This is a genomic window from Paenibacillus methanolicus, from assembly GCF_008124765.1.
GTDB classification, from domain to species: domain Bacteria; phylum Bacillota; class Bacilli; order Paenibacillales; family Paenibacillaceae; genus Paenibacillus_Z; species Paenibacillus_Z methanolicus.
This window is the reverse complement of record NZ_VNHS01000013.1, coordinates 18,034-42,319: the sequence shown is the minus strand read 5'-3', so window position 1 is coordinate 42,319 and position 24,286 is coordinate 18,034. Positions and strand designations below refer to the sequence as shown.

Annotated in this window: 25 protein-coding genes and 1 riboswitch; of the genes, 10 read left to right on the top strand and 15 right to left on the bottom strand. The window is 58.7% G+C overall.

Features of this window, described 5'->3' with window-relative positions; translation table 11 throughout:
• Positions 1 to 77: 77 nt before the first annotated feature.
• Together BCM02_RS29535 and BCM02_RS29530 are read left to right on the top strand one after the other, a co-directional pair.
• Complete coding sequence (locus BCM02_RS29535) at positions 78 to 668, top strand: hypothetical protein (protein WP_148932730.1); 591 nt, start codon at positions 78 to 80, stop codon at positions 666 to 668.
• Between the two features lie 62 nt (positions 669 to 730).
• Positions 731 to 1,897, top strand: a complete 1,167-nt coding sequence (locus tag BCM02_RS29530; protein ID WP_187434478.1) for a polysaccharide deacetylase family protein — start codon at positions 731 to 733, stop codon at positions 1,895 to 1,897.
• A gap of 99 nt (positions 1,898 to 1,996) precedes the next feature.
• Here the strand turns inward: BCM02_RS29530 and BCM02_RS29525 are convergent, their stop codons facing one another.
• From BCM02_RS29525 to BCM02_RS29500, 7 genes are all read right to left on the bottom strand, one after another.
• Complete coding sequence (locus BCM02_RS29525; protein WP_148932728.1) at positions 1,997 to 2,557, bottom strand: hypothetical protein; 561 nt, start codon at positions 2,555 to 2,557, stop codon at positions 1,997 to 1,999.
• A 21-nt stretch (positions 2,558 to 2,578) separates the two neighbouring features.
• Positions 2,579 to 3,370, bottom strand: a complete 792-nt coding sequence (locus BCM02_RS29520; RefSeq protein ID WP_148932727.1) for a GNAT family N-acetyltransferase — start codon at positions 3,368 to 3,370, stop codon at positions 2,579 to 2,581.
• Complete coding sequence (locus BCM02_RS29515) at positions 3,367 to 4,002, bottom strand: histidine phosphatase family protein (RefSeq protein WP_148932726.1); 636 nt, start codon at positions 4,000 to 4,002, stop codon at positions 3,367 to 3,369. Before BCM02_RS29515 ends, BCM02_RS29520 begins: the two co-directional genes overlap by 4 nt.
• 95 nt (positions 4,003 to 4,097) lie before the next feature.
• Positions 4,098 to 4,550, bottom strand: a complete 453-nt coding sequence (locus BCM02_RS29510; RefSeq protein ID WP_148932725.1) for a macro domain-containing protein — start codon at positions 4,548 to 4,550, stop codon at positions 4,098 to 4,100.
• Positions 4,551 to 4,572: 22 nt separating this feature from the next.
• Entirely contained in the window at positions 4,573 to 5,199 is a 627-nt protein-coding gene (locus BCM02_RS29505) for a 3'-5' exonuclease (RefSeq protein ID WP_187434477.1), read from the bottom strand.
• A 347-nt stretch (positions 5,200 to 5,546) separates the two neighbouring features.
• Positions 5,547 to 5,717, bottom strand: a complete 171-nt coding sequence (locus tag BCM02_RS35515) for a hypothetical protein (RefSeq protein WP_187434476.1) — start codon at positions 5,715 to 5,717, stop codon at positions 5,547 to 5,549.
• Positions 5,718 to 5,784: 67 nt separating this feature from the next.
• On the bottom strand, positions 5,785 to 6,636 hold the full coding sequence (locus BCM02_RS29500; RefSeq protein ID WP_148932723.1) for a bifunctional 5,10-methylenetetrahydrofolate dehydrogenase/5,10-methenyltetrahydrofolate cyclohydrolase: 852 nt from the start codon (positions 6,634 to 6,636) through the stop codon (positions 5,785 to 5,787).
• Positions 6,637 to 6,696: 60 nt separating this feature from the next.
• A riboswitch (ZMP/ZTP riboswitch) is annotated at positions 6,697 to 6,777 on the bottom strand.
• Between the two features lie 133 nt (positions 6,778 to 6,910).
• On the opposite strand from BCM02_RS29500, the gene BCM02_RS29495 reads away from it, so the two are divergent.
• From BCM02_RS29495 to BCM02_RS29485, 3 genes are all read left to right on the top strand, one after another.
• Positions 6,911 to 7,210 (top strand): hypothetical protein, encoded by a 300-nt coding sequence (locus BCM02_RS29495; RefSeq protein ID WP_148932722.1) that lies wholly within the window; start codon positions 6,911 to 6,913, stop codon positions 7,208 to 7,210.
• Between the two features lie 242 nt (positions 7,211 to 7,452).
• Complete coding sequence (locus BCM02_RS29490) at positions 7,453 to 8,877, top strand: stalk domain-containing protein (protein ID WP_148932721.1); 1,425 nt, start codon at positions 7,453 to 7,455, stop codon at positions 8,875 to 8,877.
• 31 nt (positions 8,878 to 8,908) lie between these two features.
• Positions 8,909 to 10,375 carry a stalk domain-containing protein gene (locus BCM02_RS29485; protein ID WP_148932720.1) on the top strand — a complete coding sequence of 489 codons (1,467 nt, stop codon included), beginning with the start codon at positions 8,909 to 8,911 and terminating at the stop codon, positions 10,373 to 10,375.
• Positions 10,376 to 10,444: 69 nt separating this feature from the next.
• Here the strand turns inward: BCM02_RS29485 and BCM02_RS29480 are convergent, their stop codons facing one another.
• Genes BCM02_RS29480 through BCM02_RS29470 form a run of 3 tightly spaced genes read right to left on the bottom strand, consistent with a single transcriptional unit; the run spans position 10,445 to position 13,213 of the window.
• Positions 10,445 to 11,245 (bottom strand): ABC transporter permease, encoded by an 801-nt coding sequence (locus BCM02_RS29480; protein WP_148932719.1) that lies wholly within the window; start codon positions 11,243 to 11,245, stop codon positions 10,445 to 10,447.
• The gene (locus BCM02_RS29475; RefSeq protein ID WP_148932718.1) at positions 11,229 to 12,200 is read right to left on the bottom strand and encodes an ABC transporter ATP-binding protein; all 972 of its coding nucleotides are present in this window, start codon (positions 12,198 to 12,200) and stop codon (positions 11,229 to 11,231) included. The genes BCM02_RS29480 and BCM02_RS29475 overlap by 17 nt, the downstream gene beginning before the upstream one ends.
• 17 nt (positions 12,201 to 12,217) lie before the next feature.
• The gene (locus tag BCM02_RS29470; RefSeq protein WP_187434475.1) at positions 12,218 to 13,213 is read right to left on the bottom strand and encodes an ArsR/SmtB family transcription factor; all 996 of its coding nucleotides are present in this window, start codon (positions 13,211 to 13,213) and stop codon (positions 12,218 to 12,220) included.
• Positions 13,214 to 13,509: 296 nt separating this feature from the next.
• Here BCM02_RS29470 and BCM02_RS29465 point away from each other — a divergent pair, with 296 nt between their 5' ends.
• Together BCM02_RS29465 and BCM02_RS29460 are read left to right on the top strand one after the other, a co-directional pair.
• The gene (locus tag BCM02_RS29465) at positions 13,510 to 14,181 is read left to right on the top strand and encodes a response regulator transcription factor (protein WP_148932716.1); all 672 of its coding nucleotides are present in this window, start codon (positions 13,510 to 13,512) and stop codon (positions 14,179 to 14,181) included.
• Positions 14,178 to 15,194, top strand: coding sequence for a sensor histidine kinase (locus tag BCM02_RS29460; protein WP_148932715.1), 1,017 nt, complete (start codon positions 14,178 to 14,180; stop codon positions 15,192 to 15,194). The genes BCM02_RS29465 and BCM02_RS29460 overlap by 4 nt, the downstream gene beginning before the upstream one ends.
• A 75-nt stretch (positions 15,195 to 15,269) precedes the next feature.
• Here the strand turns inward: BCM02_RS29460 and BCM02_RS29455 are convergent, their stop codons facing one another.
• From BCM02_RS29455 to BCM02_RS29445, 3 genes are all read right to left on the bottom strand, one after another.
• Positions 15,270 to 17,237 (bottom strand): ABC transporter permease, encoded by a 1,968-nt coding sequence (locus tag BCM02_RS29455; RefSeq protein ID WP_148932714.1) that lies wholly within the window; start codon positions 17,235 to 17,237, stop codon positions 15,270 to 15,272.
• Entirely contained in the window at positions 17,234 to 17,980 is a 747-nt protein-coding gene (locus BCM02_RS29450) for an ABC transporter ATP-binding protein (RefSeq protein WP_148932713.1), read from the bottom strand. The genes BCM02_RS29455 and BCM02_RS29450 overlap by 4 nt, the downstream gene beginning before the upstream one ends.
• Before the next feature lie 134 nt (positions 17,981 to 18,114).
• Positions 18,115 to 19,290 (bottom strand): MFS transporter, encoded by a 1,176-nt coding sequence (locus BCM02_RS29445; protein ID WP_187434474.1) that lies wholly within the window; start codon positions 19,288 to 19,290, stop codon positions 18,115 to 18,117.
• 138 nt (positions 19,291 to 19,428) lie between these two features.
• Between BCM02_RS29445 and BCM02_RS29440 the strand changes: the two genes are divergently transcribed.
• Positions 19,429 to 19,764, top strand: a complete 336-nt coding sequence (locus tag BCM02_RS29440; RefSeq protein ID WP_148932711.1) for a winged helix-turn-helix transcriptional regulator — start codon at positions 19,429 to 19,431, stop codon at positions 19,762 to 19,764.
• Between the two features lie 133 nt (positions 19,765 to 19,897).
• Here BCM02_RS29440 and BCM02_RS29435 read toward each other — a convergent pair whose 3' ends face one another.
• Positions 19,898 to 20,641, bottom strand: coding sequence for an MBL fold metallo-hydrolase (locus tag BCM02_RS29435; protein WP_148932710.1), 744 nt, complete (start codon positions 20,639 to 20,641; stop codon positions 19,898 to 19,900).
• A 253-nt stretch (positions 20,642 to 20,894) separates the two neighbouring features.
• Here BCM02_RS29435 and BCM02_RS29430 point away from each other — a divergent pair, with 253 nt between their 5' ends.
• Positions 20,895 to 22,232: an arabinan endo-1,5-alpha-L-arabinosidase gene (locus tag BCM02_RS29430; RefSeq protein WP_148932709.1), complete on the top strand. Its 1,338-nt coding sequence runs from the start codon at positions 20,895 to 20,897 to the stop codon at positions 22,230 to 22,232.
• Positions 22,233 to 22,509: 277 nt separating this feature from the next.
• Here the strand turns inward: BCM02_RS29430 and BCM02_RS29425 are convergent, their stop codons facing one another.
• Complete coding sequence (locus BCM02_RS29425; protein WP_148932708.1) at positions 22,510 to 22,806, bottom strand: hypothetical protein; 297 nt, start codon at positions 22,804 to 22,806, stop codon at positions 22,510 to 22,512.
• A gap of 228 nt (positions 22,807 to 23,034) precedes the next feature.
• On the opposite strand from BCM02_RS29425, the gene BCM02_RS29420 reads away from it, so the two are divergent.
• Positions 23,035 to 24,279 carry an MDR family MFS transporter gene (locus tag BCM02_RS29420; protein WP_148932707.1) on the top strand — a complete coding sequence of 415 codons (1,245 nt, stop codon included), beginning with the start codon at positions 23,035 to 23,037 and terminating at the stop codon, positions 24,277 to 24,279.
• Positions 24,280 to 24,286: the final 7 nt, after the last annotated feature.

Here is a 24,286-nt window from a genome sequence, read left to right as displayed (position 1 = left end):
GCTGTCATGTCTCGTCTGAAATGGAGCTAATTTACAAATCAGGATTAGTTACTATATGATGAAGGGACATCTGCAAGATGAGGAAAATCGTCGCACTCTTCCTTCTCGCGCTATGTGCCGCGTCTGGCATCGCGTTCCCTTCTCCCTCGGTCTCTTACGCATGCGATTGCGCGGAACCGAATCCCGCCGAAGCGCTGGCGAACGCCAAACTGGTGTTCACGGGCGAGGTTCTGCGCGTGAAGAAACAAGAGCGGCAGGCTCGCGTCCTCGGTCCGATCGAACATCGGGAGGCGAATCACTTCAAGGTGACCGAATCGTGGAAGGGCGCCGAGCAAACCGAGCTGATCGTGTTCGACCGCGGATCCGAAGCCTCCTGCGGAATCGACTTCCAAGTAGGCGCCCGCTATCTCGTCTATGCTTACCAGGAGCGCAACGGAGATGCGTACACCGGTCAGTGCAGCGTCAAGGAGCTGACGGCCGCCGCCAGCGATCTGCGCGTCCTTGGACCAGGCGTCGAACCGCAGACGATCTTCATTAAGGACCATCGTCCGCGACGGCTATCCTTCCGAGATTATCGCGGCGAGCTCGTCCTTCTCGGCGTCGGACTCGTCGTTCTGTCGACCGCCGCGCTTCTCGTCCGGCGAAGACGCCGACGCAAGAACGGCTAGGTGAACGCCCAATGAAATCCGCAAGCAATCGTAATCAAAATCCATTCTACTCAAGGTGCCTCATGAAATCTAAAGTCAGTCTGATGCTCGCCATCTTGCTCTTGCTTCTCTTCCCATACGGACGCAAAGAAGCGGCGATCCACACATACTTCAACGGCTTGGAAGCCCATTTGCCTCACCCGCCGATCGAGCAGTCCGGTAGTCTCTACCTTCCCCTCCACGATGCCGCCCGCTTCGGGCTCGAATCGGAGCGAATCGCCGGCGGCATAACTCTTCATGCCAAACAGACGCACTCGGCCAAGTTAAACCTACAGCCGGATGAGCTCCTGGAGCGCAAAGGCATCCTGTATTTTCCGGCTGGAAAGTTGAGCGGCTTCGAGAACTTTGCGGTAGACTGGAACGCGCGAACGCATCGGCTGAGCATCGCCAATGACGGCGTTCGCTACCGCACGGAGACGGACGGTTTGCCGATCTTGATGTATCACCATTTTCAGACCGATCTGGATACGTCGACGATCGTGCATCCGAAGGCGCTGGAGAAGCAGCTCGCCGCGCTTGCGGCAGGCGGATACGCGACGCTGTCGGCCGAGGAAGCGCAGCAGTATTTGAAGGGGCAGCGCCTCTTCCCGAAGAAACCCGTCTATCTCACGTTCGACGACGGTTACGAGAGCAACTATACGCTGGCCTACCCGCTGCTGCGCAAATACAACGCCAAGGCGACGATCTTCGTCATCGCCTCGATGATCCGCCGCGATGCGTCCGACATCACCTCCGACGGGGCGCCGAAGCTAACCTGGGCGCAAATCGCCGAGATGTCGGCAAGCGGGCTCGTCGATACTCAAAGCCATACGTACGACCTGCACCGCAAAGGCAAGGTACGAGGCTCGGACGTCGAACGCGGTCTCGTAACGGCGCCGGCATATGCCGGAAAGCAGCCGGAGACGAAAGCAATTTTCGAGCAAAAGGTGCTGGACGATTTTAACTTGTCGAAGACGATGATCGAGAACCATACGCACCGCCCCGTCTTCGTGCTCTGCTACCCGTTCGGCGACTACAGCACGGCCAGCGAAGCCATCGCCCGTCAAGCGGGTTTCACGATGACGCTGCTCGTGAAACCCGGCATCAACTTCCCCGGCAACCAGCCGAGCACGTTGCGCCTGAAGCGAATCAACGTCACCAATGCCGACGTGGGCGAAGCGTTCCTGAAGAAGCTGGAGCGCGCGCGTTAACGCAATTATTCCACCTTTAATCGACTAATCGACGAAAAAGGCGGCGAGTCAGGGAAATCATCCTCCCTGGCTCGCCGCCTTATCATTTATGTCATGCCATCATCGTGTCACGCTAATATATTGATGCTCCTGCCAATCGAACCCTTCGTCTAGCGTAAACGCGTTCAAATCCAGCACGGTATCCAGCTCGTGCTTCGGCGGGTCCTCAAAACGATCCTTCCCATTGGCCCAACAGGCGTAAAGCTCGGCATGCTCCCCGGGTTCGAGATGGCTTCGCAAATAATCGAGCAGCACGTCCAGGCTTTTGCGGCTTTTCGCGTATGCTGCAGGCTGCGTCTTCAACCACTCGGGACGGAGCTTGTACGAACCGCCTTCGGGACTGATTTCATAAATAAGCGGCAGCTTGAACGGATGCTCCGTTCCCGGATTCTCCATTGGTCCCTTAACGAACAAGCCTACGGCATCCAATTCGGTCTCGTACACTTCCATCAGCTGCTCGCCCGCCGGGTACTTCCGCAGCAGCATCTGCATCGGCCCGTTATCGGCCGCGGCCGGATTCACGTGCGTCACGTAATGATTCAGCGTCATCGTCGTCTTGTTCTTGCCGAACGAGCCCGTCGGCAGCGCGCGGCCGGCGGCCATGTAATAAAATAAGGTCATGCGGACAACGCCTTTCTTCTGTCAGATTCGCTTGCCGTCGTAGTACCAATGCGCAAGTTCCACCTCATGCGTGAAGCCCAGTTTATCGGCAAGCTTGATGGAAGCCGTATTGCCTTCTTCCACATGATAGCGGGGGATCCGCCCCTCGGCAAGCAGGCTGGCCGCTGCCGTCGTCACGACTTGGGCGGCCAGACCTTTCCCCCGATGCGCCTCCGTCGTATGAACCGCGCCGATCTCCCAGACGTCGCCATAGTTCGGGAACGTGAGGCACGTACTCGCAGGCATTCCCCATTCGTACAGCGTATAAGATCGGGCGCCGCCCGCGAACATGGCCAACAACTCTTCCCTTGTATAGCCGTTGGCCATCCAGAGAGGCAGCAGCGATTCGTTCAACTGCCGTTCCTCCGGGACGTTCCCGTTCGGCGAAACGATTAATCGCTCGATGCGAATGGAATACGTATGAAATGCTCGTTTGCGTTCAAGCGGGAGCCGCTCTCGCAGCAGCGTCTCGTATTCCGGTCGTTGCACTTTGAAGACGAGCGGCCGTTCGAATGGCAGTTCATCCACAAGCTGTCCAAGCAGTTCCTCATCCGTTCCGGCCAAGAACACGCTGTGCGTCGCATCCGGGTATGTCTTCGCATCGTAAGGAAAGACCGACGTTGGCAGAAGCAGCAGCACGCCCCAACGCCCTTCTTGCTCCAACAAGCGGCAGCTCATGCAGGCGCCGTATGCTTCGAGCATTTTGAGCGGCGTTATGTTCTCCAGCACGCGACGACGCAGCAATTGCTTGATACGGTTGGCGTTACTCGTCACCGTCTATCGCCTCCTGGCGGAACGGATGCCGGTCTCGGAGCGCCCTCTTCCTCCCACAATCGCTCCACTTCCGCCAGGCGCTCGCCTTCGAATCTCGCTCTGTAAATGTCCGGCTTGCTCGTGCTTGCCCAGAATGCGTAGCCGTAGCGCGCATCGAAATAGTGAAGCAGAATCGTCATGATGTTGCCGTGGGTGCCAATCGCGATCCGTTTGCCCGCGTGCGCCTTGAGCAGACGCCTGATCACGGGCACCGCGCGGTCCCGCGCTTGCCGCGTCGTCTCCCCTTCCGGGAGCGCCGCGTCCAGGTCCTCGAACGAGAGCGCCACGGCGCGCCGAAATTCTTCGTCCGGAATATCCAGCCTCAGACTACCGATCGCCCGCTCCTTGAGCGCTTCCATAAGCGTAATCTCTTTCCCAAGCCGTTCGGCCAGCGGCGCGACGGTATCCCGCGCCCGATGCTGCGGACTGGAGACGATGACGTCAATGCCCTCGCCGGACAGCTGCTCCGCCACTCGCCTTGCATCGCGCTCGCCCTCTTCCGTTAGCTTCGCGCCGCCGCCTTCCCTCTCGAGGTCCTTCGAGAATTGCGTCTTCCCATGGCGGACGAAATAAATAGTGGTCGATGTCGTCATAGAACCTCCCGACGCGGAACCCGGCTTGTGCCGATCCGCCACAATAGCAGACGATGCGAACGCACCTGTGCCTTTATGATGCTTGCTCGTCTCGCTCACAGCCTGTACAACGTCACTTCATAATCTTCGAATATTTCGTTGATCATTGCCTCCACGATGCTCCAATCGCCGTTGGCGAGGCCGCAGCCGATTTGATACGGTAGCGCGACCGTCAATCCGCGTTCCCGGGCGTAACCTTTCAATTGGCTCAGCGCCTGCCGTAGAGCGTCGTAGTCGGTGTACAGCTTCGGCTGACGCCCGTAGTTGAACTGACCGAATAGATTGGCGACGTGCTTGCCGTCTGGCGTCTGCACCATTTGGCACCGGCCTAGCAGCTCCTCATTCGACGTGCGGCTGCACAGTTCGAGGTATGCTTCGTACGCCTCCGGGAACTGAGCGCGGATGCTCTTCGCGACGCCCGAACCCATCACGCCTTGGCAGTTCACCTGATGACCGATGACATGCTCGGCGGCTTGGAGCAAATCGCCCGCTTTAACTTGGATGCCCATTGGATTCTCCGCCTTTCATAATTTACGTCCTCGCCATGCCCGGGATTGCGAATCGTCTCACGGTTAAGGAATTATCCAGGCGAAAATCCGCTATCCCGCGTTCCTTGTACTCTGCTAGTAACTGGGTCAGAATACGGCTTATTAGCACGCAATCTCCCAATGCGTCATGACGCTGCGCCCCCTCGCGCGAGAGGTGGTAGTAATCCAGCAAATAATCGGTCGAAATGACCGCTTCGCACTCGGGATAAAGCCATGCGAACATGGCCTTCGTATCAAGCACCGGCTGCTCGAGGCCTGGAACGCCGTATTCTCGGCAATGTCGCTCCAACATCGGCATGTCGTATTCGTACCCGGCCTGCGTCGCGAGCACGCTCCCTTCGCAGAAGGCCCGAAAGGCGCGAATCGCCTCGGGAAAGGCCGGCGCTTCCTGAATCATTGCGTTTGAAATGCCGGTCATCGCTTCGATCGAAGGCGGGATCGGTCTGGGCGATCGAACATAGGCGCGAAACGTACGAACGATCTTGCCTGCTTCAAGCCGCACTGCGCCGATCTGCGTAATATGATTGCGGTCGAAATCAATGCCGGTTCCCTCCAGATCGAACACGCAGTACGTCCGACTCGCCAGGTCTTGGACCGTAATCCCGTGCACCACGTATGCATCCTTTGATATATAGTCAATGCGCGTCTTCCTCGCCTCCGCTTCGTACACTGCTTTTATTCAGTAATTTCGCCGCCAGGCAATATTTTCCTTCTTGCATGCATTACGCCTCTTATTCGAGCAGCAAAAGAAACCGCCCATGAGCTTGCGCTCACGGGCGGTTCTTCCTTGAAATACTAGAATTTATATGTTCACGAATATAAGCCATCTTGTATTTCTCCATCGCGGAATGCTGCATTCCCAATCTTCGGATTGTGAACGCAAACCAATCCGCTTATCCGGAACGAAACGCATGTCGCCGCTAAAAAACGGCTACAGTCGTTTCGCCTTGCGATAAGCTATTCTTTCCGGGTAACCGCGCGTATGTTGGCGTCCGGGTGGTGCAGCAGGATTTGCAGCCGGGCATCCTCCGTGCCGATCGCCTCGATCTCCCGATAGTAAACGACGTTATAGTGCCGATCCGCGAATTCAACGGTATAGACTTCCTGTTCGAACTGACCAATCTCCAATCCAGCTCAGCTCCTTTACCACGAATAAACGACTTCAGCACAGTATATTCGTGCTTACCCCGATTTACTACGGTTGAAACACCCTTCTTTCCGCGGCAGCCACGGTATGCTTGAGCAGCGTCGCGATCGTGACGGGACCGACGCCCGCCGGCACCGGCGTGATGGCGCTCGCTTTGGCTAGACACGCCTCGTAGTCCACGTCGCCGATGTTGCCTTCGTTATAGCCGGCATCCAGCACGACGGCGCCCTCCTTGACCCACTCGCCTTGGATAAAGGCAGGCTTGCCGACGGCCGCCACGACAATGTCGCCCTGACGGACGAGCTCCGCCAATCCTTCGGTCTTGGAGTGGCACACCGTCACCGTCGCGTTGCGGTTCAGCAGCATGAGCGACACCGGCTTGCCGAGGATCGGGCTGCGTCCGACGACGACGGCGTGCTTGCCTTCCATCGGCAGGCGGTAGTAGTCGAGGATCGCGAGGATCGCCGCCGGCGTACAAGATGGATATTCCGCCATGCCGAACGCATTCTGCGCGAAACCGAGCATCGTCACCCCGTCCACGTCCTTCCCGATCGCGATCGCTTCGAACGCCGCGCGCTCGTCGATCTGATGCGGCACCGGATGCTGGAGCAGGATGCCGTGCACGCCGTCGTCGCCGTTCAACCCGTCGATTACCGCGATCAGCTCCTCCGTCGTCGTCTCCGCCCCCAGATGAATGCGGCGGGACTCCATGCCAAGCCGGCTGCATGCGCTGCCTTTCATCCGCACGTACGTCGCCGACGAAGGATCGTCCCCGACCAGAATCGTCGCCAAGCAGGGCACGATCCCCTTCTCCTTCAAGGCCGCAACCCGCGCCGCAAGATTCGCCTTAATCCCGTCAGCCACCGTCGTTCCATTCAAAATCAACGTCTTTTCCGCCATTTTGTTCATCTCCTGTAGATGTTGATAACAACAAAAAAGGCAAGGGAACGCTGCTCCCCTTACCTTTGCCCAGGCGTACGGCTATTACCGTTAATGCGCTCCCTCATGGTTACCCATGCTCCGCCAGTTACGCATCACGTTCGATTACGATCATTATAGAGCGAATAACGGTACTCGATCAAGTCTGGTTTCGACTCGCCTAACGGAGATTCCCGCAGCGCTTCGAAAACCGCGGTTCACCGTGGTAAAGTAAAGGGAGAAAGGTGGACCCGACATGGCGCTTGGCATTACGAGAGTAGAATTGAACGCGTGGAAGGAGGCGGTACTACGCGGCGAAATCGCGTTCCTTACCCATTATTGGACGGACATTCGCTTCCCGGACATGCGGACCGTGACCAAAGCGGGCTGCGCCGACTTGGAGCGGCTGTCCGACTGGTGCAGGCAGCACGGGCTCAATCCCGCATACATCCACCGCCGCGACCGTTACCCCCACTTCGATCTTTTCGGACCGAAGCAGATAGCGATTTTGCAGCGAGAAGGACTGTCATCGCATATCGCGCGATTTCGCCTCTGAACCGAGACCGGCATGGAGGTATTAAATTGCGCTAGCCCCGGCAAATGCCGCATTCCACCGATCTCACTCCGTGTTCGGGACGTAGGCGATATTCGCCTTCCCCCTTACGCCCATGAGTACGACGCGATGAGAAATTATTAATTTTACATATATTCCCTACAAATCGTAACCTTCCCGATCTCCGAAACGTCTAAAGGTTGGTTTGTTTGCAGCGCCATGACCAAAGGAGGAATCGCTCCCGTATGAAAGACCGCATTGTATCCGTATTGCTCGCATCCCTTACCGCGCTTCAAATCGTCTCTCCCGCGGCCGCCGCACCCGTGAGCGGGACGATCGCCCAATACGGGACCGGCACCATCGTGAAGAAAGACGGCACGCTCTGGGAATGGGGCAGGCAAGGCATGCTCGAACGCTCCGTGCCGACGCAGGTGACGGCGCTCAAGGACATCCAGGCGTCGATTGGCCATTTCGCCGTGAAGAAGGACGATACCGTATGGCATTGGGCCGTCGATTATCGGACGGGCAAGTCGACCGCGGTGCAGGTGCCCGGCATGAAAGGTCTGACCGACGTCGTACCCTATGGCGAGACCGTGTTTGCCGTGGACGCGGACGGCGCGGTCTACCGCATTCCGCCGGGGGAAGGGTATTACGCTCGAAACATCGCGGAAACCGTCAAGCTCTCCGACATTGATAGTATCATTGCTTTTTCCTCTTACTACGAGTCCGACCCGAAGCTCGAGGATCGCGAGCAATGGCTGTTTCTAAAGAAGGACGGAACGGTGCTGCGCCATACGAAAGGCCGTTCGGAATTCACTCCCGTCACGGGCCTAGACGGCATCGTCGCGCTGGAAGGCCGCTTCGCGCTGCAGAACGACGGAACCGTCTGGGCGCTGTCGGACGAGCTGTCGCAATCGGTTCAGCCCCCGCAGCAGGTGAAAGGCTTGAACGACATTAAGAAGCTTACCGCCTTCACGGCGATCGACGGAGAGTCGCGGCTTTGGTATTGGGGCAGCACCGCAACCGGTTTCTCCGACGGCACCCAGTACCACGCGCAGGCGCCCGTTCGCATTGCGACGATCAACGACGTGAGAGATGCCTATGTTGTGGGAAGGTCGCTCATCGTCCTGACGAATAACGGCAAGCTGTACGAGACGTCAATCGAAACGGATAAAATGTCATCCAATCCTTCTTTCAGCCTGCTCGCCGATCATGTAGACAACCTGGGAGATGAAGGAAGGCATTTTCAGAAAACCGACGGCACACTCTGGGGATGGCACGATAATACTCCAGAACCGTTCCAACCCCCGATCGAACTCGTATTAAACGGCGAAACGATCTCGCTGACGAACGGCGTCGTGACGCGAAATAACCAAGCGTTCGTACCCCTGCGCTCCGTCTTCGAGAAACTTGGCGCCAAGCTAGACTGGGACAATTCGGCCAAGATCGTCAAGCTCGATGGAACGAACGGCGCAAGCCCGCTGCGCATCACGATCGACTTCCGCAGCGGCGTAACGACGTTGGACGGCAAGACGGTCCAGACGCAGACGGAACCGTTCAGCTTGAGCGGCTACTCGTATTTGCCGCTTCGCTTCATTAGCGAACAGCTCGGGGCCAATGTCGAATGGAAGCAGAAGGAAGAGCAAATCAGCATCAGCTATAACCCGTAATGAAACTAATGTCGCAAGGAGGAATCGCATAATGAAAAAATCGTTTACCGCGCTCCTAGCGGCTTCGGTGCTATCGCTGCAGCTGGCGTTCCCGGCTTCGGCGACCGCGATCCAAGGGAGCATTCTGGACTTTTCGCCTACATCGCTTATTAAGAAAGACGGCTCGTATTGGGCATGGAGCGGCAAGCAAGCCGTCCCGACCCAAATTCACGGGCTGACCGACGTGAAGGAGGCCTTCGCCGCGCAGCTGGTCGTGAAGGAGGACGACACGGTCTGGCATTGGCAGCGGGATGGCGCGACGAACCGCGTAACGATCGAGCAGGTACCCGACGCGGCAGGCCTCGCTTCGGTACTGCATTACTGGGAAGACGAGGCGCTGATCGCCGATGCCAGCGGCGCGGTCTTCGCCGTTCCCGTGAGCCGGAATGCGCTCGTGCCGTCGAAGACGAGGAAGATCGAAGGCATCGGGGACGTGACAGAGATCGTCGCCTACCAGGAAGCGACGACTGACTATGAAAGAGAGAGCGTGCTTCTGTTCCTGAAGAAGGACGGATCGGTCGTCCGTAGCACGCCGGAGCTTGAGCGCTTCACGCCGGTTCCCGGCTGGAGCGGGATGCTGGACATCGAGCGGAACGCGGGGCTGAAGCGCGACGGAACCGTGTGGACTCTCCCGGAGGAAGTGCCCGAGACGGGGCATAAAGACGCGAAGCCCGCGCAGGTCCGAGGCCTCTCGAATATCGCGAAGATCAGCGGCTCGGCCGCCATCGACAAGAGCGGCCGATTATGGTTCTGGGGCAAGACGGTCACCGGCCAATCCGACGGCGTCGTCTATTACGAACAATCGCCGGTGATGCTTAGCGCCCTCCAAGGCGTACGGGAAGCTTATGCAGCCGATCGCAGACTCGTCGCGCTGACCGACGACGGCAAGCTGTACGAGACGTCGGTGGAAGGCGTTAAACTAGCGCCGAACGCCAAGTTCAACCTACTGGCCGCAGGCGTAGAGAAGGTGGAAGCTAGCCGGCATCTCATTTTCCAGCTGAAGGACGGCTCGCTCTGGGGCTGGGGATTCAACAAGAACGCGGAACTGGGCTACGGCGACTACGAAATGAGCCACGAACTGCCCGTCCCCGTGCAGAAACCGATCGCCGTCATCCTGAACGACGAGGCGGTCGAGCTGACGAACGGCGTCGTGACGCGCGCCAGCCAGGCGTTCGTCCCGCTGCGCTCCGTCTTCGAGAAGCTCGGCGCCAAGCTCGATTGGGACGACGCCGGCAAAATCGTCACGCTTACCGGCGCCAATCCGGCCAAGCCGCTGCGCATCACGATCAACTACAAAACGGGCATCACGCAGCTGAACGGCGCGACGGTCCAACTCCAGACGCCGCCGTTCAGCGTCAGCGGCACTTCCTACCTGCCGCTTCGCTTCATTAGCGAGCAGCTCGGCGCGCAGGTCGACTGGAATCAAGCGGCGGAGAAGATCGACATTAGCTACGAATAAGATAAGCAAAAGATCCCTGAACACTGCCGGTTCAGGGATCTTTTGCTTATTATCGCGCCGCCAGTCGCGCTACCGGTTCACCCGCCAGCTGACCAGCTTGCCGACGATGAACAACGACAGCACGCTGAACGCGAGCATGACGAGGCAATCGAGCATGACGCCCGTCGTCCAGCCGTGCAGCAGCACCTGCCGCATCGCGTCCGCCGCATACGTCGTCGGCAGAGCGTACGAGATCCACTGCACCACCGTCGGCAGCTGGTCGGCGGTTACCATGACCGGCGACAAGAACGTTATGAGCATCATGAGCGCTTGGCATAGAATGTTCGTCAACTGATGGCTCGGCGACCAGAAGCCGAGTATGATCCCGACGCCGACGACGCTCGTCAGGCACAACAGCGCCACGAGCGGAAGCGCGGGCGTGACGTGCAGCCTTACGTCGAACATCCACTGGCCAAGGAACAAGAGGATGACGAACGACGGCACCGTGCTCATCAAGCCGCGGATCATGTTGGCCAGCACGAAGTTGATTTTCGAAATCGGCAGCGAAGCGTAGAACGTGAAATGCTCCTGATGCTTCTGAAACGAAATTTCCTGCCCCAAACCGTTGAGCCCCATAACGATGATGCCGAACAGCAAATTCCCCGCCAAAATCTGCACGATGTTCTCGTAAGACGGATCGGTAATGAAAAAGCGCATGAAGATGATCGTCGTCATCGGAATCAGCGTCGCCATGACGATAATCCACACCCAGCTGTTGCGAATCGTCGCGAATTGAATGCGCACGAGAATCGACAGCTCCGTCCACCATCTTCCCCAGCCCGTAGGCACCGCGATCGCGGCTTGCGGCGCGGAATTAACCGACCCTCTCATGCACGACCTCCCCTTTCTCCGCTTCCCGATCGATGTGAAAGTAGACGTCCTCCAGACTTGGCGGAAGGACGGAATATTCCTCGATCGGCAGGTCCGTCCGCGCGATAATCATCTCGAGCAGCGCGGCCGCCCGATGCTTCTCGACGAGCAGCCGGATGCGGTTCTCTCCGCCCTCCTGCACGATGCCCCAAGCGGCCAATTCCCGCTCCGCCGCTTCCCGCTGGCCCATCGCGGTGCCGATCTCGAACCGGAGCCGCTGGTCGACCCGCTGCTTCAGCTTCGCGACAGCATCCATCGCCAGCAGCTTCCCGTGGTTGATAACCGCCACCCGATCGACGACCTGCTCCGCCTCCAGCACGTTATGCGTCACGAGCAGAATCGTCGCCCCCTGCCGGTTATGCTCCTCGATCAAATTCCACACGAGACGGCGCTTCTTCGGATCGAGCTCGTTGGTCGGTTCGTCCAAGATGAGCACCGGCGAATGGCCGATGAGCGCCGTCCCGATGCCAACCATCCGCTTCTGTCCGCCGGAGATCCGGCTTAGCTTCTTGCCGGCCAGCTCGCTCATCTCGAACAGCCCGAGCAGCGCTTCCGCTTCGCGCTTCGCCGAGCGGGCATCCATCCCGCGAAGACGAGCGGTGAAGACGAGCGCCTCCATGACGAGCAAATCCGAGAGAACGTGCGGGTCCTGCGAGAAATAAGCGACCTCCGAAGCGACTCTGCGCGATTGGGCGTACACTTCCCCGCCCTCGTACAGCACGCGGCCCGACGTCGGTTTGAGCTGGCCGACGAGCTGCTTGATAAGCGTCGATTTGCCCGCCCCGTTCGGACCGAGCACCCCGAGAATTTCGCCCCGCTCGATGCCCAGCGATATGTTGTCGTTAGCCAGCTTGCTGGTCTTGCCTTTCTTATAGAGCTGGCTGATCTCCTGCGCCTCGAACACGTAATGGCTCACTTCGTTCCCCCTCCTCCTTAGTTCAATAACGTCCGCTTGGCCTGGTCCATCAGCGAAGATAGCTTCTCGGCGTCGAGCTCGTAATAGATGCGGCCGTCCGCCTTCGTGATCCGGATCAGTCCGAGATCGATCAGCAAATTCGTATGATAATTAATGGCGGCGGGCGTCAGCGCCATTAACTGCGCCAACTCGCCGGCGTAATGATTGCGCGATTTGAGCAGCTCCAGCAGGTCGAGCCTGCGTTTGTCCGCGATAACCTTCAGAAACTTCTCGGTCATGTCTTTATCCGCTTGCCTGCGTTCCAACGCGTCGTTAAAGTAGCCAAGCGACATCCAGCTGCACGCGTCCTCGTTCCATTCGGCGGCGTTGAAAAACATGCACACCTGCGAAATATAGCTGACGTGCACCCGCGTCCGTTTCGTCACGAGCATCGGATCGATTCGGGCGACCCTGGCGAAAGCGTTCTCGGGCTCCTCCGCGAACAGCGCCTCGTACTTCCTTGCTCCTTCCGCGCCGATCGCCGCCAGCCTCTCCCGTTCCGGCAGGAACGCATGCGTCCAGAACGAATCCAGCAGCAGAACGGTGCGCTGTTTGAATTCCTCCGGGTACCTCGCGCAATCGAGCAGTTCGGCGTGCAGCTCCGCGTCCGGCAGCGGATGCGCGGCGGCCAGCAGCGGCAGCAGCTGCGCATCCGTTCTGACCGCGGATGCGGCATGTCCTTCCAGCCAGTCGATGCCCGCGCTTTCGTACACCGCTTCAAGCAGCATATACACCAGATCAAGCGCGTTCCAGCTGCTGTACCGATCGAGCCAGTCCCGCGTGCTCGCCGTCTCCTCGCTGCCGAAGAAGACATGATACAGCCCGGCGTCGAGCCGGTCGTACAGCGTGCTTTGACCGAAGAGCAAATGCATCTCCCGCTTCACGTGCCGCGATAGCCGGCCGATCATCCCTTCCAACATCGCCGTGGCTTCTTCGTCCAACGCGATGCCCATCTCGCGCCCGAACTCCATCATGAAATCTTTCTTGGCCGCCATCGACAGCGCGGCAATGAACTCCAGCGGCTCGCTATAGCCGAACTCCAGCAGACGCAGCTGCTCGGTGATGGGTTGAATGACGATCCACTCCCTTTCACGATATTAAGTGTTTATTTAAAATCATCCGCGAGTTTTCAATAACAATTTAAAACTAACAAATCACCGTCTGGCTGTCAATATTTTCTATGGATATTTACGGGAATTAACGCCAACCCCTGCCCGCTCCGAAATGCTATACTGAATGCACGACCTTTTTCCGATAGGAGGCCTCTTCCTTGTTTCACATTCTGCTTGTCGAAGACGACGACAAGATCCGCGCGATCGTGGCCGACACGCTGCGCAAATGGCAAATGCAGGTGACCGAGGCGGTCCGCTTCGACCGCGTGCTGGAGGAATTCGAACAAGCCCAGCCGCACTTGGTCATCCTCGACATCAACCTGCCGGTATTCGACGGGTACTACTGGTGCCAGCGCATACGCGCCGCTTCGAAGGTGCCGATCCTGTTCCTTTCCTCGCGGGATCAGAACATGGACGTCATCATGGCGATCAACATGGGCGGGGACGATTTCGTGCAGAAGCCGTTCGATCTTGGCGTGCTCGTCGCCAAGGTGAACGCGCTGCTGCGCCGCAATTACACGTACCAGGACGAGCAGCTGCAGCTGGCGCACGGCGGGCTCACGTTCAACCTGTCCAATTCGTCGATTGCCGCGGGCGCGCAGTCCGCCGAGCTGTCCCGCAACGAATTCATCGTGCTGCAGACGTTCATGCGCAATATCGGCAAAATCATCTCGCGCGACGAGCTGATGCAAGCGCTCTGGAACGACGAGCAGTTCGTCGACGACAATACGCTAACCGTCAACGTCAATCGGCTCCGGCGCAAGATCGCCTCGCTCGGATTGGACGACTTTATTTCGACGCGCAAAGGAATGGGGTATATCGTCGAATGAAATTTTGGCGGTTCCTCTCTTATGAGCGTCCTCACCTACTGGTCCTGCTCTCGGTAGTCGCCGTCGTAGCGCTCGTATTCATGACAGATCCCAGCGTCTCGTGGCGGTGGAGCACGGTGTTATATGCCTGCGCGCTCGCCCTGCTCATCGCCGCCGGCTACACGCTGTACCGGTATGCCCAAAGCGCAAGCGCGATCCGTCGTATGGACGAAGAGGAGACGCGTCCGCTCTCGATGGAGGCCGCCGCCTATCGCGAGGCGATGGAGCAGATGGAGCGAAGGCACATTCTGGCGCTCAACGAAGCGAAGGCGCAGCAGCTCGAACACTATCATTTCGTCGTCTCGTGGTTCCACGAGATCAAGACGCCGATCTCCGTCCTTCGGCTCATGCAGCAGACGCGGATCGACCCGGCGAGCCTGGAAGAAGAATTGACCCGCATCGAGCATTATGTCGATCAGGCGCTCTATTACGCGAAACTCGACAGCTTCAGCCAGGATTACGAGATCGGCGCGGTGGAATTGGAGCCGTTCATGAAAGGAATCGTGAGGCGTCATGCGAAGACGTTCATCTCGCGCAAAATCCGGATCGAGTTCCGGATGGAACCCCGCTTGACCGTCCAATCCGACCCCAAGTGGCTGCAGTTCATCGCGGACCAGGTCATCACGAACAGCTTGAAATACACGGGCGAGCACGGAGAGATCGTCGTCTCGACCCGCGCCTTCGCACAGGAGAAACAGCTCGTCATCCGGGATAATGGCATCGGCATCGAAGCGAAAGACATGCCGCGGGTGTTCAACCGCGGCTTCACGGGGACGAACGGACGGCAGGCGCAGGCGAAATCGACCGGCATGGGACTGTATCTCGCGCAGGAGCTGTCCAATCGGCTCGGCCATTACATGACGTGCTCGTCGGTAGCCGGCGCCTACACCGAGATGGTGATCCATTTTCCGAAGCATCACGATCCGCATTGGATGATGCGGCGCGGCGATCGTTCGCGCGAGGACCGCGATTAATCGCCCAAAAAAACCGCAAGCCCGGCGCTTTCGCCGTCCGCTTGCGGTTTTTCGTTCGCTTTTGCGTATATATGCCTATCCCCGCGCGCTCGCCAACCGGTAATACAAATTGACCGACGACAGGTAGAAAACGAAGTAGAGGATGAAATACCCGCCCATGATCGCCCACACCGCGCTCGTCAGCCCCGGGAAGTCCTGCACCGCATCCAAGATGTAAGCCTTGATAATGAACCAGCTGAATCCGATGCCGAGCACGAGCGGGGGCCCGAATACGAACAGCTGCTGCTTGCGAACCGCCCTGCGGATATGATCCTCCCGTACCCCGATTTTGCGCAAAATCGCATATGGCCCGCGCGCTTCCGTCGCCTCGCGCAGCTGCTTGAAGTAGATGACGCTCGCCAGCGCGAAGACGGCGATGACCGCGAGGAAGGCGCTTGCGAACAGCAGCAAGGCGGAGCTCTCGATCTGCTTCGAGTAGACGTCCGCGAAGGCGGAGTAATACGCCTCCGGCTGCTTCGTGACCAGCGCGTGCAGCTCCTTCGACAGCGCTTCGGCGTTCTTCTCATCTTCGATCTCGTAGATCTCGTACGTACGTCGCGCCGCGTCTACCCTTAAGGAAGCATAGGTCTCATCGGCTACGACGAGAACGGGCGGCTTTTTCACCATGGAGAGCACCGGATCGCTGGCCCAGCCGAGCAGCGCGTAGTCCTTCTTCTCGATGACGTTGAACGCGATCGTGCCCGAGCCCAGCGCAAGCTCCAGCCGCCTGGCGTCGCCCGCTCCGAACGTCGTCGCGAAGTCCGTCCCCTGCGAGAGCGACACCGCTTCGTCGCCATGGAGCTCGACCGTCTGGTCGTCGCCGCGCAGTTCCACGATGTCGTTGTACGCTTGCTGGGCAATCAGCAGCACCTGCGGAAAGAAATACTCGGGATTCTCGAACGTTTCGTCGAGCGGCGTGCTCGGCTCCGCCGCCAGCGCCTCTAGCGATCGCTGCCACGTAATTCCGTGCGCGGATTCGTTTATGATAGCTTCCGCTTCCGCCCGGACGGCCGGATCCTTCGCCTCATAGGCGATATCGTTGGGCAAGTTCATGCCGACGGCGTCGAACTGCACCTTGTAGTTGATCGTCACGAAACAAGTGAGCAGCATGATCAACGTGCCGAACAGCGTGATGAACGTCAGGTTTAGCGTATTGCCGCGCACCTGGAACCGCAGCGCGGACGTCCACAGCATCGTGCCGCCTTCGAAGTAGCGGCGCCTGTTGCTTATGAATTGCAGCAACCAGCCCGTGAACTGGCGGAAAAATAAGAACGTGCCGCCGATCATGCCGACCGTGATGATAAGCATGCTCGGCAGCGGATAATCCTGCCACATGACCGAGGTTGCCCCGCCGCCGATGACGATGAACGCCGCCGCAATTAGGATAACCGCGAGCAGCGCCAGCCAGCGATTGGCACGGATCGGCTTCTCCATCCGCTCCTTCGCGCGGAACAGCTCGATGAGCTGTACGCGGCGGATGACGAAATGGCTCTGCAGCGTGACGATGACCGCCAGCGCCAACAGCACGGCCACCGTAGTGCCGATCGCCTCGATCGGGAAGGACAGCGAGATGACGCTGTCGTATTGCATCAGTTTCATGAGCAGCATGCCGAACAGCTTCGAGAGCAGACCGCCGAGCAGAATGCCGCACACGAGCGACACCGCGCCGAGCGCCAGCGTCTCGTAGAACACCATCCGCGTAATTTGCCCTTCGCGCATGCCGAAGAGCAGGTACGTGCCGAACTCCTTTTTGCGCTGCCGCATGAAGAACGAATTGGCATACAGGATGAAGAAAATGATGAATAGGAATACGACCACGGACGCAACCGACACGCCTAGGCGGAAATTGTCCCGGTTCTCCAGCGCGCCAAGAATATCCTCGTTGAACATGAGCGACGAGAAGGTGAAATGAATGACGACGCCGATGATCATCGAGACCAGATAGATCGTATAGAGGCGAAAGTTCCGCTGCACGTTGCGCAGCGTCAGATCGAGCAGGCTCATCGCTTGCCTCCTCCGAGCAGACTCTGCGTGTCGAGAATCCGGTCGTAGAACGCCTTTTGCCCCTGGTCGCCCGCATACAGCTCGCTGACGATGCCGCCGTCCCGCAGGAAAATGACCCTGCCGCAATAGCTCGCCGCGTACGGATCGTGCGTCACCATCAGAATCGTCGTGCCGAACGTTTCGTTCAAATGAACGAGCTGCTCCAGCAGTCCCGTCGCCGAGCGCGAGTCGAGCGCGCCCGTAGGCTCGTCGGCAAACACGATCGACGGCTCGGTAATAATCGCGCGCGCCGACGCCGCCCGCTGCTTCTGGCCGCCCGAGATTTCGCTCGGGTATTTGTCCAAGATGCCCTCGATGCCGAGCGCCCCCGCGATCACCTTCAAGCGGGCTTCCATCTCCGGCGACTTAACCTTTCGCAGCGACAGCGGCAGCAGGATGTTCTCCTTCACGCTCAGCGTGTCGAGCAGGTTGTAGTCTTGGAAAATGAACCCCATATGCGATTGGCGGAATTCGCGCAACGCTCGTTTGTTCAGCGCCAGCAGCGACTGCCCTTTCAGCCAAACATCGCCGCCCGACAGTCGGTCGATCGTCGAAAGCACGTTCATCAGCGTCGATTTGCCAGAGCCGGACGGCCCCATAATCGCGGTAAACTCCCCTTGGTTCACGGTAAGATCGATATTGTTCAGCACGGGAGTCTTTCCGTAATGCTTCGATAATTGTTTCGTTTGAATAACGGCTTGCACGTTCTCAACCTCCCTTTCCTGTCCTTACTATAGACCGGATTGGGAGAGCTATCCATCGCGGCATCAGTCGGGGAGGTGACATTTTTGTCACTTTGGCTTCGTATAGGCGCGCATATCGCCGAGATCAAGCCGATTTAAGCGACCGGCTTTGCCGCCTGCCCTCTGCGCCTCGCCGCGCTGTTGGACCAGACGGCCGCCGCGACGCCGACTGCCACGGTCACGCTGCCCAGCCAAGGATGGTACAACACCGTCTCCGAAGCTTCCGACAGGACGCCGCCCGACGCCGCCCCGAGCGCCAGGCCAAGGTGAATGATCGGCGTATTCAGTCCGAGCACGAGGTCGGCGGCGTCGCCGGATTGCCGGATCAGGTAGGCATTAAGCGCCGGAGCCGACATGAACACCGAACCCATCCAGAGGATGATCATCGCAAGACCGCCGGCAAGCGTGGCCGACAACAGCGGCGTCAACGCCAGCGTAATGACGCCTGCCGCCAGGCTGAATACGAGCATTCTTCCCGCGCCGAAGCGATCGACCCCGCTGCCGCCCAGACGCGAGCCGAAGATGCCGATCAAGCCCAATGCGAGCATGATAACCCCTACGCCACCCGTGCCGACCTCGTATATCGTCTGCAAATAAGGCGCCAAATACGTCAGGATGACCGAATGACTCATGCTGTTGAACAACGCCGCCCCGATGCCGGCCAGAATGACGGGATTGCGCAGCACCCGCGCCTGTTGAACGAAAGGGACGCTCGACCCTCCGGCGATATTCGGCATTAGCTTCGCAAGCGCCACCGCGACGAGCAAGCTGAGCACCGCCAGTAAGGCGAATATGCCGCGCCAGCTCCACCATTCCGCGACCGCGACGCCAATCGGCACCCCGAGCGCCATCGCGAGGCTGAAGCCGAGGGCGATCATGCCGACCGCGCTGCCGATTTTGCCCGGAGGCACGAGCTTCGCGATCGAACTGAGCGCGACCACGCTGTACAATCCGGCGCCGATGCCAAGGACAATTCGGGAGAAGATCAGAACTTCGAAGCCCGTGCTGAAGAACGCCACCGCGCTTCCAAGCGCGAATAGGATGAGCGAGCCGACCAGCACGTCTTTGCGTGCCCGCTTCCTCGTGAACGCGATAATTAACGGCGTACCGACCGCGAACGCGATCGAATACGCGGTGACGAGCTGTCCCGCAAGGGCGACCGATAGGTTTAAATCCGCCGCGATAACCTGTAAAATACCAGATACGACCAGCTCGGCGGAGCCGGCCAAGAAGCCCCCGAGCGCCAGCATGATGATCAATGTCCGATTCACGCTTTCCATCTCCTTCGACATGTGTTTTCCCTCTTGTCAGTCATTATAATTAAGTTAATAACTTATTGTAAGAAGGCAAAACAGTTGGACATAGTCCGTTCGTATTGATCAACTAACTAATCGTAAGCGGGTGAACCAATGAGCGAGCAACTTCGGCATGAGGAAGAGGATTTATCGAATATTTGCGAGGTGCTGCAAATTCTGGGCGCCAAGTGGTCGTTCCTGATCATTGCCGAGCTGTGCAAAGGACCGAAACGATTCAAGCAGCTGCAGCGGGACGTGAAAGTGGTCAAGACGCAGTCGCTGACCGACGCGCTGCGGCATTTGGAGCATACGGGCATCGTCCATCGCGAGGTCATCCCGACCGTACCCGTAACCGTGGAATATTCGCTGACCGAGAAAGGGATGGATTTCAACGAGGCGCTCAAGGCGATGGACCGTTGGGCGGCCAAGTGGGCGGGACGCAAACCGTGACATGCCAAAGAGGGCGGAAACCGGCACGCAGCCGATGTTCCGCCCTCTCGTTCGCTGGCCTTGATCGATATCATCGAACCATGAAGGTTGACGTATTGTCGTCAACAGTAACCAACTGTCAAATACGTCCCGTTTAGCCCAGCGCGATCGACTCTCCGACCATTAGCATCCGCACGTTGACCTTGCCCTCCGATGCCGCCGCAAGCCTTGCCGCGATATCCGGCGTCTCGATATAAACGGGCGGGTAGTGCACGGTTCCATAGTGGATCGGCACCAGCACCCCCACGCCTAGAATCGCGGCGGCCGACACCGCTTGCTCAGGCGTCAAGCAGATCGGCTGACCGCTGGGCAGACGTCCCGGCAGCTGGAGGACGGCTCCGTTCACCGGCAGGAAGGCCGCGTCGAACGGTCCGTATTTGCCGGCCATCGCCCACCAATACCCGTGCCATAGCGTATCGCCGCAATGGATCGCCCGCCGTTCCCCTGCTTCCACCGTCCACGCCACCTGCACGTCTCCCACCCCGTCGACGGATGGAAGCGCGGTAGCCTTCACGCCGCTCCCAAGCTCGAAGGATTCGCCGACGCGAGCGCCGATGACGTTCGTCAATCCTTTCGCGCGCGCGGCTTCCGCCATCTCCGACGGCACATAGACCGGAATGTCCGCGCCATAAGCCTCGACAATCGCATCGGGGTCGAAATGATCCTCATGCAAATGCGTAACCAAGACGGCGTCCGCTTCGCCGTAAGTACGCAGCGGATGCATCGGTTCGCGCGCGCCGCCGAACCGTTCGGGTATTCGGGTGACCGGATCGATTACAATCGCCGCATGATCAGTCGTCATTCGAATTCCAGCCCAAGGCAGTCGTTGAATATGCATAAACACGCCTCCTCTTATTTAACCCCTTTGCGAGATTTTATCTGGGTAGTTAATCCCATCCTAACACCTTATATTTAACCTGTAAACATATACTTTGAAAGTTAAAAAATACAATAGACCCCGATATACGTTAACAATAACATTAATATAATTGCAAAAATATTAATATTTCAATAAAATAATTATACAGCATGCCAACGCTTTGATTTTTATACGGCATGAAGTTCACGCGCAACTCTCAAGGAGGATATCCATGACAGGCCTGAATACCTCAACCATCGAGTACCCTTCCGCCCCTCCTGCGCAGCCGCCTAAGCCCGTTTTCGTCGACGGCCAGCAGCCGCCGTCTAGGCCGGATCCGTTCAGTCTGTGGGGCTCGCACGATCCGGCGCTCTTCCGCGATCCGGTAACGGGGTTGTACTATACGTATTGCACCGGCGCGATCGCCAGACGATCTGCCGATCTCATTACCTGGGAGACGATCGGCAAAATGGTGGAACAGCCGCCGAAGGAATCGTCGGATTGGGTCGGTGATACCGGCATTTGGGCGCCGGATATCATCAAGGTCGGCGACGAATACCGGCTTTACTGCTCGAACTCCACCTGGGGCGTTAGACAGTCCGCCATTTTCCTGGCGGTCGCGGACAACGCGGAAGGTCCGTTCGAGCCGCGCGGCATCGTGCTTAAGACGAGCCACGCGTCCCCTGTTAATGCCATCGACGCCAATCTCGTCGTCGAAGAAGAGACGGGCGATCATTATATGGCCTACGGCTCCTTCTGGGGCGGCATGCATATCATCAAGCTCGACAAGGAGACCGGACTCGCGGCCGAGGAAGGCATCGGCGTCTGCATCGCGCGGCGGCCGAAGTGGGCGGACGGCGCGATCGAGGGGCCGTATATCCGCTTCAATCCGGATACCGGCTACTACTATCTATTCGTGTCGTACGGCTCGCTGAAGAGCGATTACAACATCAGAGTCGGCCGAAGCCGCGGGCTGCTCGGACCTTACCTCGACCCGAACGGACGGGATATGAACGTCGTGGACGACGACCGCAATGAGATCGGACTTATGATCGCGGGCGGCTACCGCTTCGGCGACGGCCAGGGATACATGGGCCCCGGCCACAATTCGGTCTTGCGCGACGAAGATAATGCATGGTACTTGGCGTGCCATATTCGCGAGCACGATTTTAGCGGCCCGCAAATCGCGACGATGCACGTGCACCGCATCCTCTGGACGCCGGACGACTGGCCGCTTCTGAACCCGCAGCGCTATGCCGGGGAGAAGATCCAACCGATCGACCGGGCGTCGATCGCCGGGGAATACGAGCGCATCAAGCTGACGCCGCTCGTCCCCCAAGCCGTGCTGAATTCGGTCCCGATGACGTTGTTCGCGGACGGCCGGTTCGAATGCTGCTCCATCGTCGGGCAATGGGAGCAGACGGGCGAGACGGCGATCGCCATCTCCTATGGCAATATTGTGGAGACATGCTTGCTGACGCCCGCCTGGGATTGGCATCGCAACAAGCCAACGCTCGCGCTAACCGGTCTGGATCAACGCGGCGTGGCCGTATGGGCCAGCAAAATCTAAATGCGCGCCAAATGCACGCAAACAAGGAGCAGCGCATCTCGCGCTGCTCCTTGATTTTACCGCACACCCTCGATTCTACTGCAGCGGTTCCGGACGAAACCGTTTCGCCAGCATGCCGCTCCCTTCCGCCGGATCGATCTCCCGCGTCAGCAACTGTTCCCATCTCGGCTCAGACGCGTATAACCATTCGCCCGAGGGGCCACGATTCCGCTCGGACACCCTTGGATCGGAAGCGCGATATTGACGGATCTCCGCCCCGCTCTGCCTGCTCCCCCCTTTAATCCTTACGCGCGCTTCGCCGCAGAAGCCAAATCCGGATCGCGACCGCCAATATATAAACGGCCAAGGTCGCCGTTCCGAGCGAGACGTATTCGGTCAAGCCAAAGCTATACCAGAACATGGATACCGTGCCTTCATGATGATCCAAAAGTTCGACAGGCGCCAACTCCAAACTCGCCTCGTCGATTGCCGGCGGCGTCTCGTTGACGTACCGGCTGATGCCCTCGAGCGTCAAATGGACGAACGCCGGAACGGCAAGCGGCGCGAGCGCGCCGATGATGATCGTTCGTTTCATCGTCTGAATGTACTCCTCCCGTTAAATCCGCTCTGCATGGCCTGTCGCACTCGGCGCATGGAAGCGGATCTCCCTTCGTCACCGTCATCCATCATACCCGGATGGCACAATCCTGAAAAGGGGAACGGCTAAAGTCGTTTTATACCCTTTTTGTCTGCGGGCCGGCGCGTATAATTAGTGCCAACGCGAGCATGCGCAGACTTCATATTGAAAGTAGATGACGCACCTATGGCAACCTCGATGCAAGCCCGTCCGTTTATCCCTCGGTTTCATCCCGTAGCTTGGGCTATCCTGGCCGGCACCTTTTTGTCCCGCACCGGCTTTTTCATGGCGATTCCGTTTCTCGGCATTTATTTGAGCCGGACGAAAGGCATCGATCCGACGACCGTCGGGGCGATTCTCGCCATCAGCCTGTTCGCCGGGACGTGCAGCAGCTTTATCGGAGGCATGCTGTCCGACCGGTTCGGCCGCTTCCCCGTCATGATCGCGGCGATGACGCTGTGGAGCTTCGTATTCGCGGGCTTCGCGTTGGCCGATTCCGTCGCCGCCTTCTTCCTGCTGAGCGCCTGCAACGGCTTGTTCCGCAACGTGTTCGAGCCGACCGCCCGCGCCTTGCTGGTGGACGTGACGCCCGCCGAACAGCGGTCCACCCTGTTCAACGCCCGGTATTTCGTCATTAATATCGGCGCCGCGATCGGTCCGCTCATCGGACTCCAATTAGGCGCAGGCGGTTCGTCCTCGTTCGCCCCGTTCTCGATCGCCGGCTGCATTTTCCTTTTCTACGCCGCCGCGCTCGCGATGGTCCGCCGCACGTACCGACCGGCCCGCTCGGGGCAAGCCGGATCGGAACCGGTACCGTTCCGCCATATTTTCAAGGTCGTCTTCACCGATAAAATCTTCCTGAGCTTTCTGATGGGCAACCTGTTCGTCGCCGGCGCTTACAGCCATCTGGATACGACGCTGTCGCAGTACATGGGCCACGACCGGATCGACCTGTATCCAAAGCTGTTCCTCGCGAACGCGATATCGGTGCTCGTGCTGCAATATCCGCTTGGCCGGTTAATGAAGCGGTACTCATCCATCACGGCGCTCAAGGTCGGCTGCGTCTTGTTCGGACTCGGCGTCTTCGGCTTCGGGCTGTTCGACCATTTTGCCCTGCTCGCGCTGGCGGTGGTCGTCTTCACGATCGGCGAGATTCTATGCTTCGTTCACGGCGACGTCATCGTCGGCGAGATTGCCCCAGAGCATCAGCGAGGCGCCTATTTCGGGGCCAGCGGCCTGGCCTTTCTCGGCCAGAGCGCAACCGCCTGGCTAGGCGGGTTCCTGCTGCATAAGCTCGGCTTCTCGCAAGGACCGCTTATATTTGGCATTCTCATGCTCCTTACCTTCATAGCGGTTCCGTTCTATTATCGCGGCCATCGGCTGCTCGAGCAGCGCAAGCTGCGTGCCGGGCTATCCGATCAAGCCGCGTAAAAGTTAA

What these genes read in the sequence shown, in the direction of transcription:
- BCM02_RS29495 (WP_148932722.1), top strand. Translation starts at nt 6,911, where the DNA reads ATGGCGCTTGGCATTACGAGAGTAGAATTGAACGCGTGGAAGGAGGCG.
- BCM02_RS29425 (WP_148932708.1), bottom strand. Translation starts at nt 22,806, where the DNA reads ATGAAACGAACGATCATCATCGGCGCGCTCGCGCCGCTTGCCGTTCCG.
- BCM02_RS29500 (WP_148932723.1), bottom strand. Translation starts at nt 6,636, where the DNA reads ATGGCGGAAAAGACGTTGATTTTGAATGGAACGACGGTGGCTGACGGG.
- BCM02_RS29515 (WP_148932726.1), bottom strand. Translation starts at nt 4,002, where the DNA reads ATGACGACATCGACCACTATTTATTTCGTCCGCCATGGGAAGACGCAA.
- BCM02_RS29470 (WP_187434475.1), bottom strand. Translation starts at nt 13,213, where the DNA reads ATGATGGAGTTCGGGCGCGAGATGGGCATCGCGTTGGACGAAGAAGCC.
- BCM02_RS29435 (WP_148932710.1), bottom strand. Translation starts at nt 20,641, where the DNA reads ATGCATATTCAACGACTGCCTTGGGCTGGAATTCGAATGACGACTGAT.
- BCM02_RS29485 (WP_148932720.1), top strand. Translation starts at nt 8,909, where the DNA reads ATGAAAAAATCGTTTACCGCGCTCCTAGCGGCTTCGGTGCTATCGCTG.
- BCM02_RS29535 (WP_148932730.1), top strand. Translation starts at nt 78, where the DNA reads ATGAGGAAAATCGTCGCACTCTTCCTTCTCGCGCTATGTGCCGCGTCT.
- BCM02_RS29525 (WP_148932728.1), bottom strand. Translation starts at nt 2,557, where the DNA reads ATGACCTTATTTTATTACATGGCCGCCGGCCGCGCGCTGCCGACGGGC.
- BCM02_RS29420 (WP_148932707.1), top strand. Translation starts at nt 23,035, where the DNA reads ATGGCAACCTCGATGCAAGCCCGTCCGTTTATCCCTCGGTTTCATCCC.
- BCM02_RS29480 (WP_148932719.1), bottom strand. Translation starts at nt 11,245, where the DNA reads ATGAGAGGGTCGGTTAATTCCGCGCCGCAAGCCGCGATCGCGGTGCCT.
- BCM02_RS29530 (WP_187434478.1), top strand. Translation starts at nt 731, where the DNA reads ATGAAATCTAAAGTCAGTCTGATGCTCGCCATCTTGCTCTTGCTTCTC.
- BCM02_RS29490 (WP_148932721.1), top strand. Translation starts at nt 7,453, where the DNA reads ATGAAAGACCGCATTGTATCCGTATTGCTCGCATCCCTTACCGCGCTT.
- BCM02_RS29510 (WP_148932725.1), bottom strand. Translation starts at nt 4,550, where the DNA reads ATGGGCATCCAAGTTAAAGCGGGCGATTTGCTCCAAGCCGCCGAGCAT.
- BCM02_RS29440 (WP_148932711.1), top strand. Translation starts at nt 19,429, where the DNA reads ATGAGCGAGCAACTTCGGCATGAGGAAGAGGATTTATCGAATATTTGC.
- BCM02_RS29430 (WP_148932709.1), top strand. Translation starts at nt 20,895, where the DNA reads ATGACAGGCCTGAATACCTCAACCATCGAGTACCCTTCCGCCCCTCCT.
- BCM02_RS29455 (WP_148932714.1), bottom strand. Translation starts at nt 17,237, where the DNA reads ATGAGCCTGCTCGATCTGACGCTGCGCAACGTGCAGCGGAACTTTCGC.
- BCM02_RS29460 (WP_148932715.1), top strand. Translation starts at nt 14,178, where the DNA reads ATGAAATTTTGGCGGTTCCTCTCTTATGAGCGTCCTCACCTACTGGTC.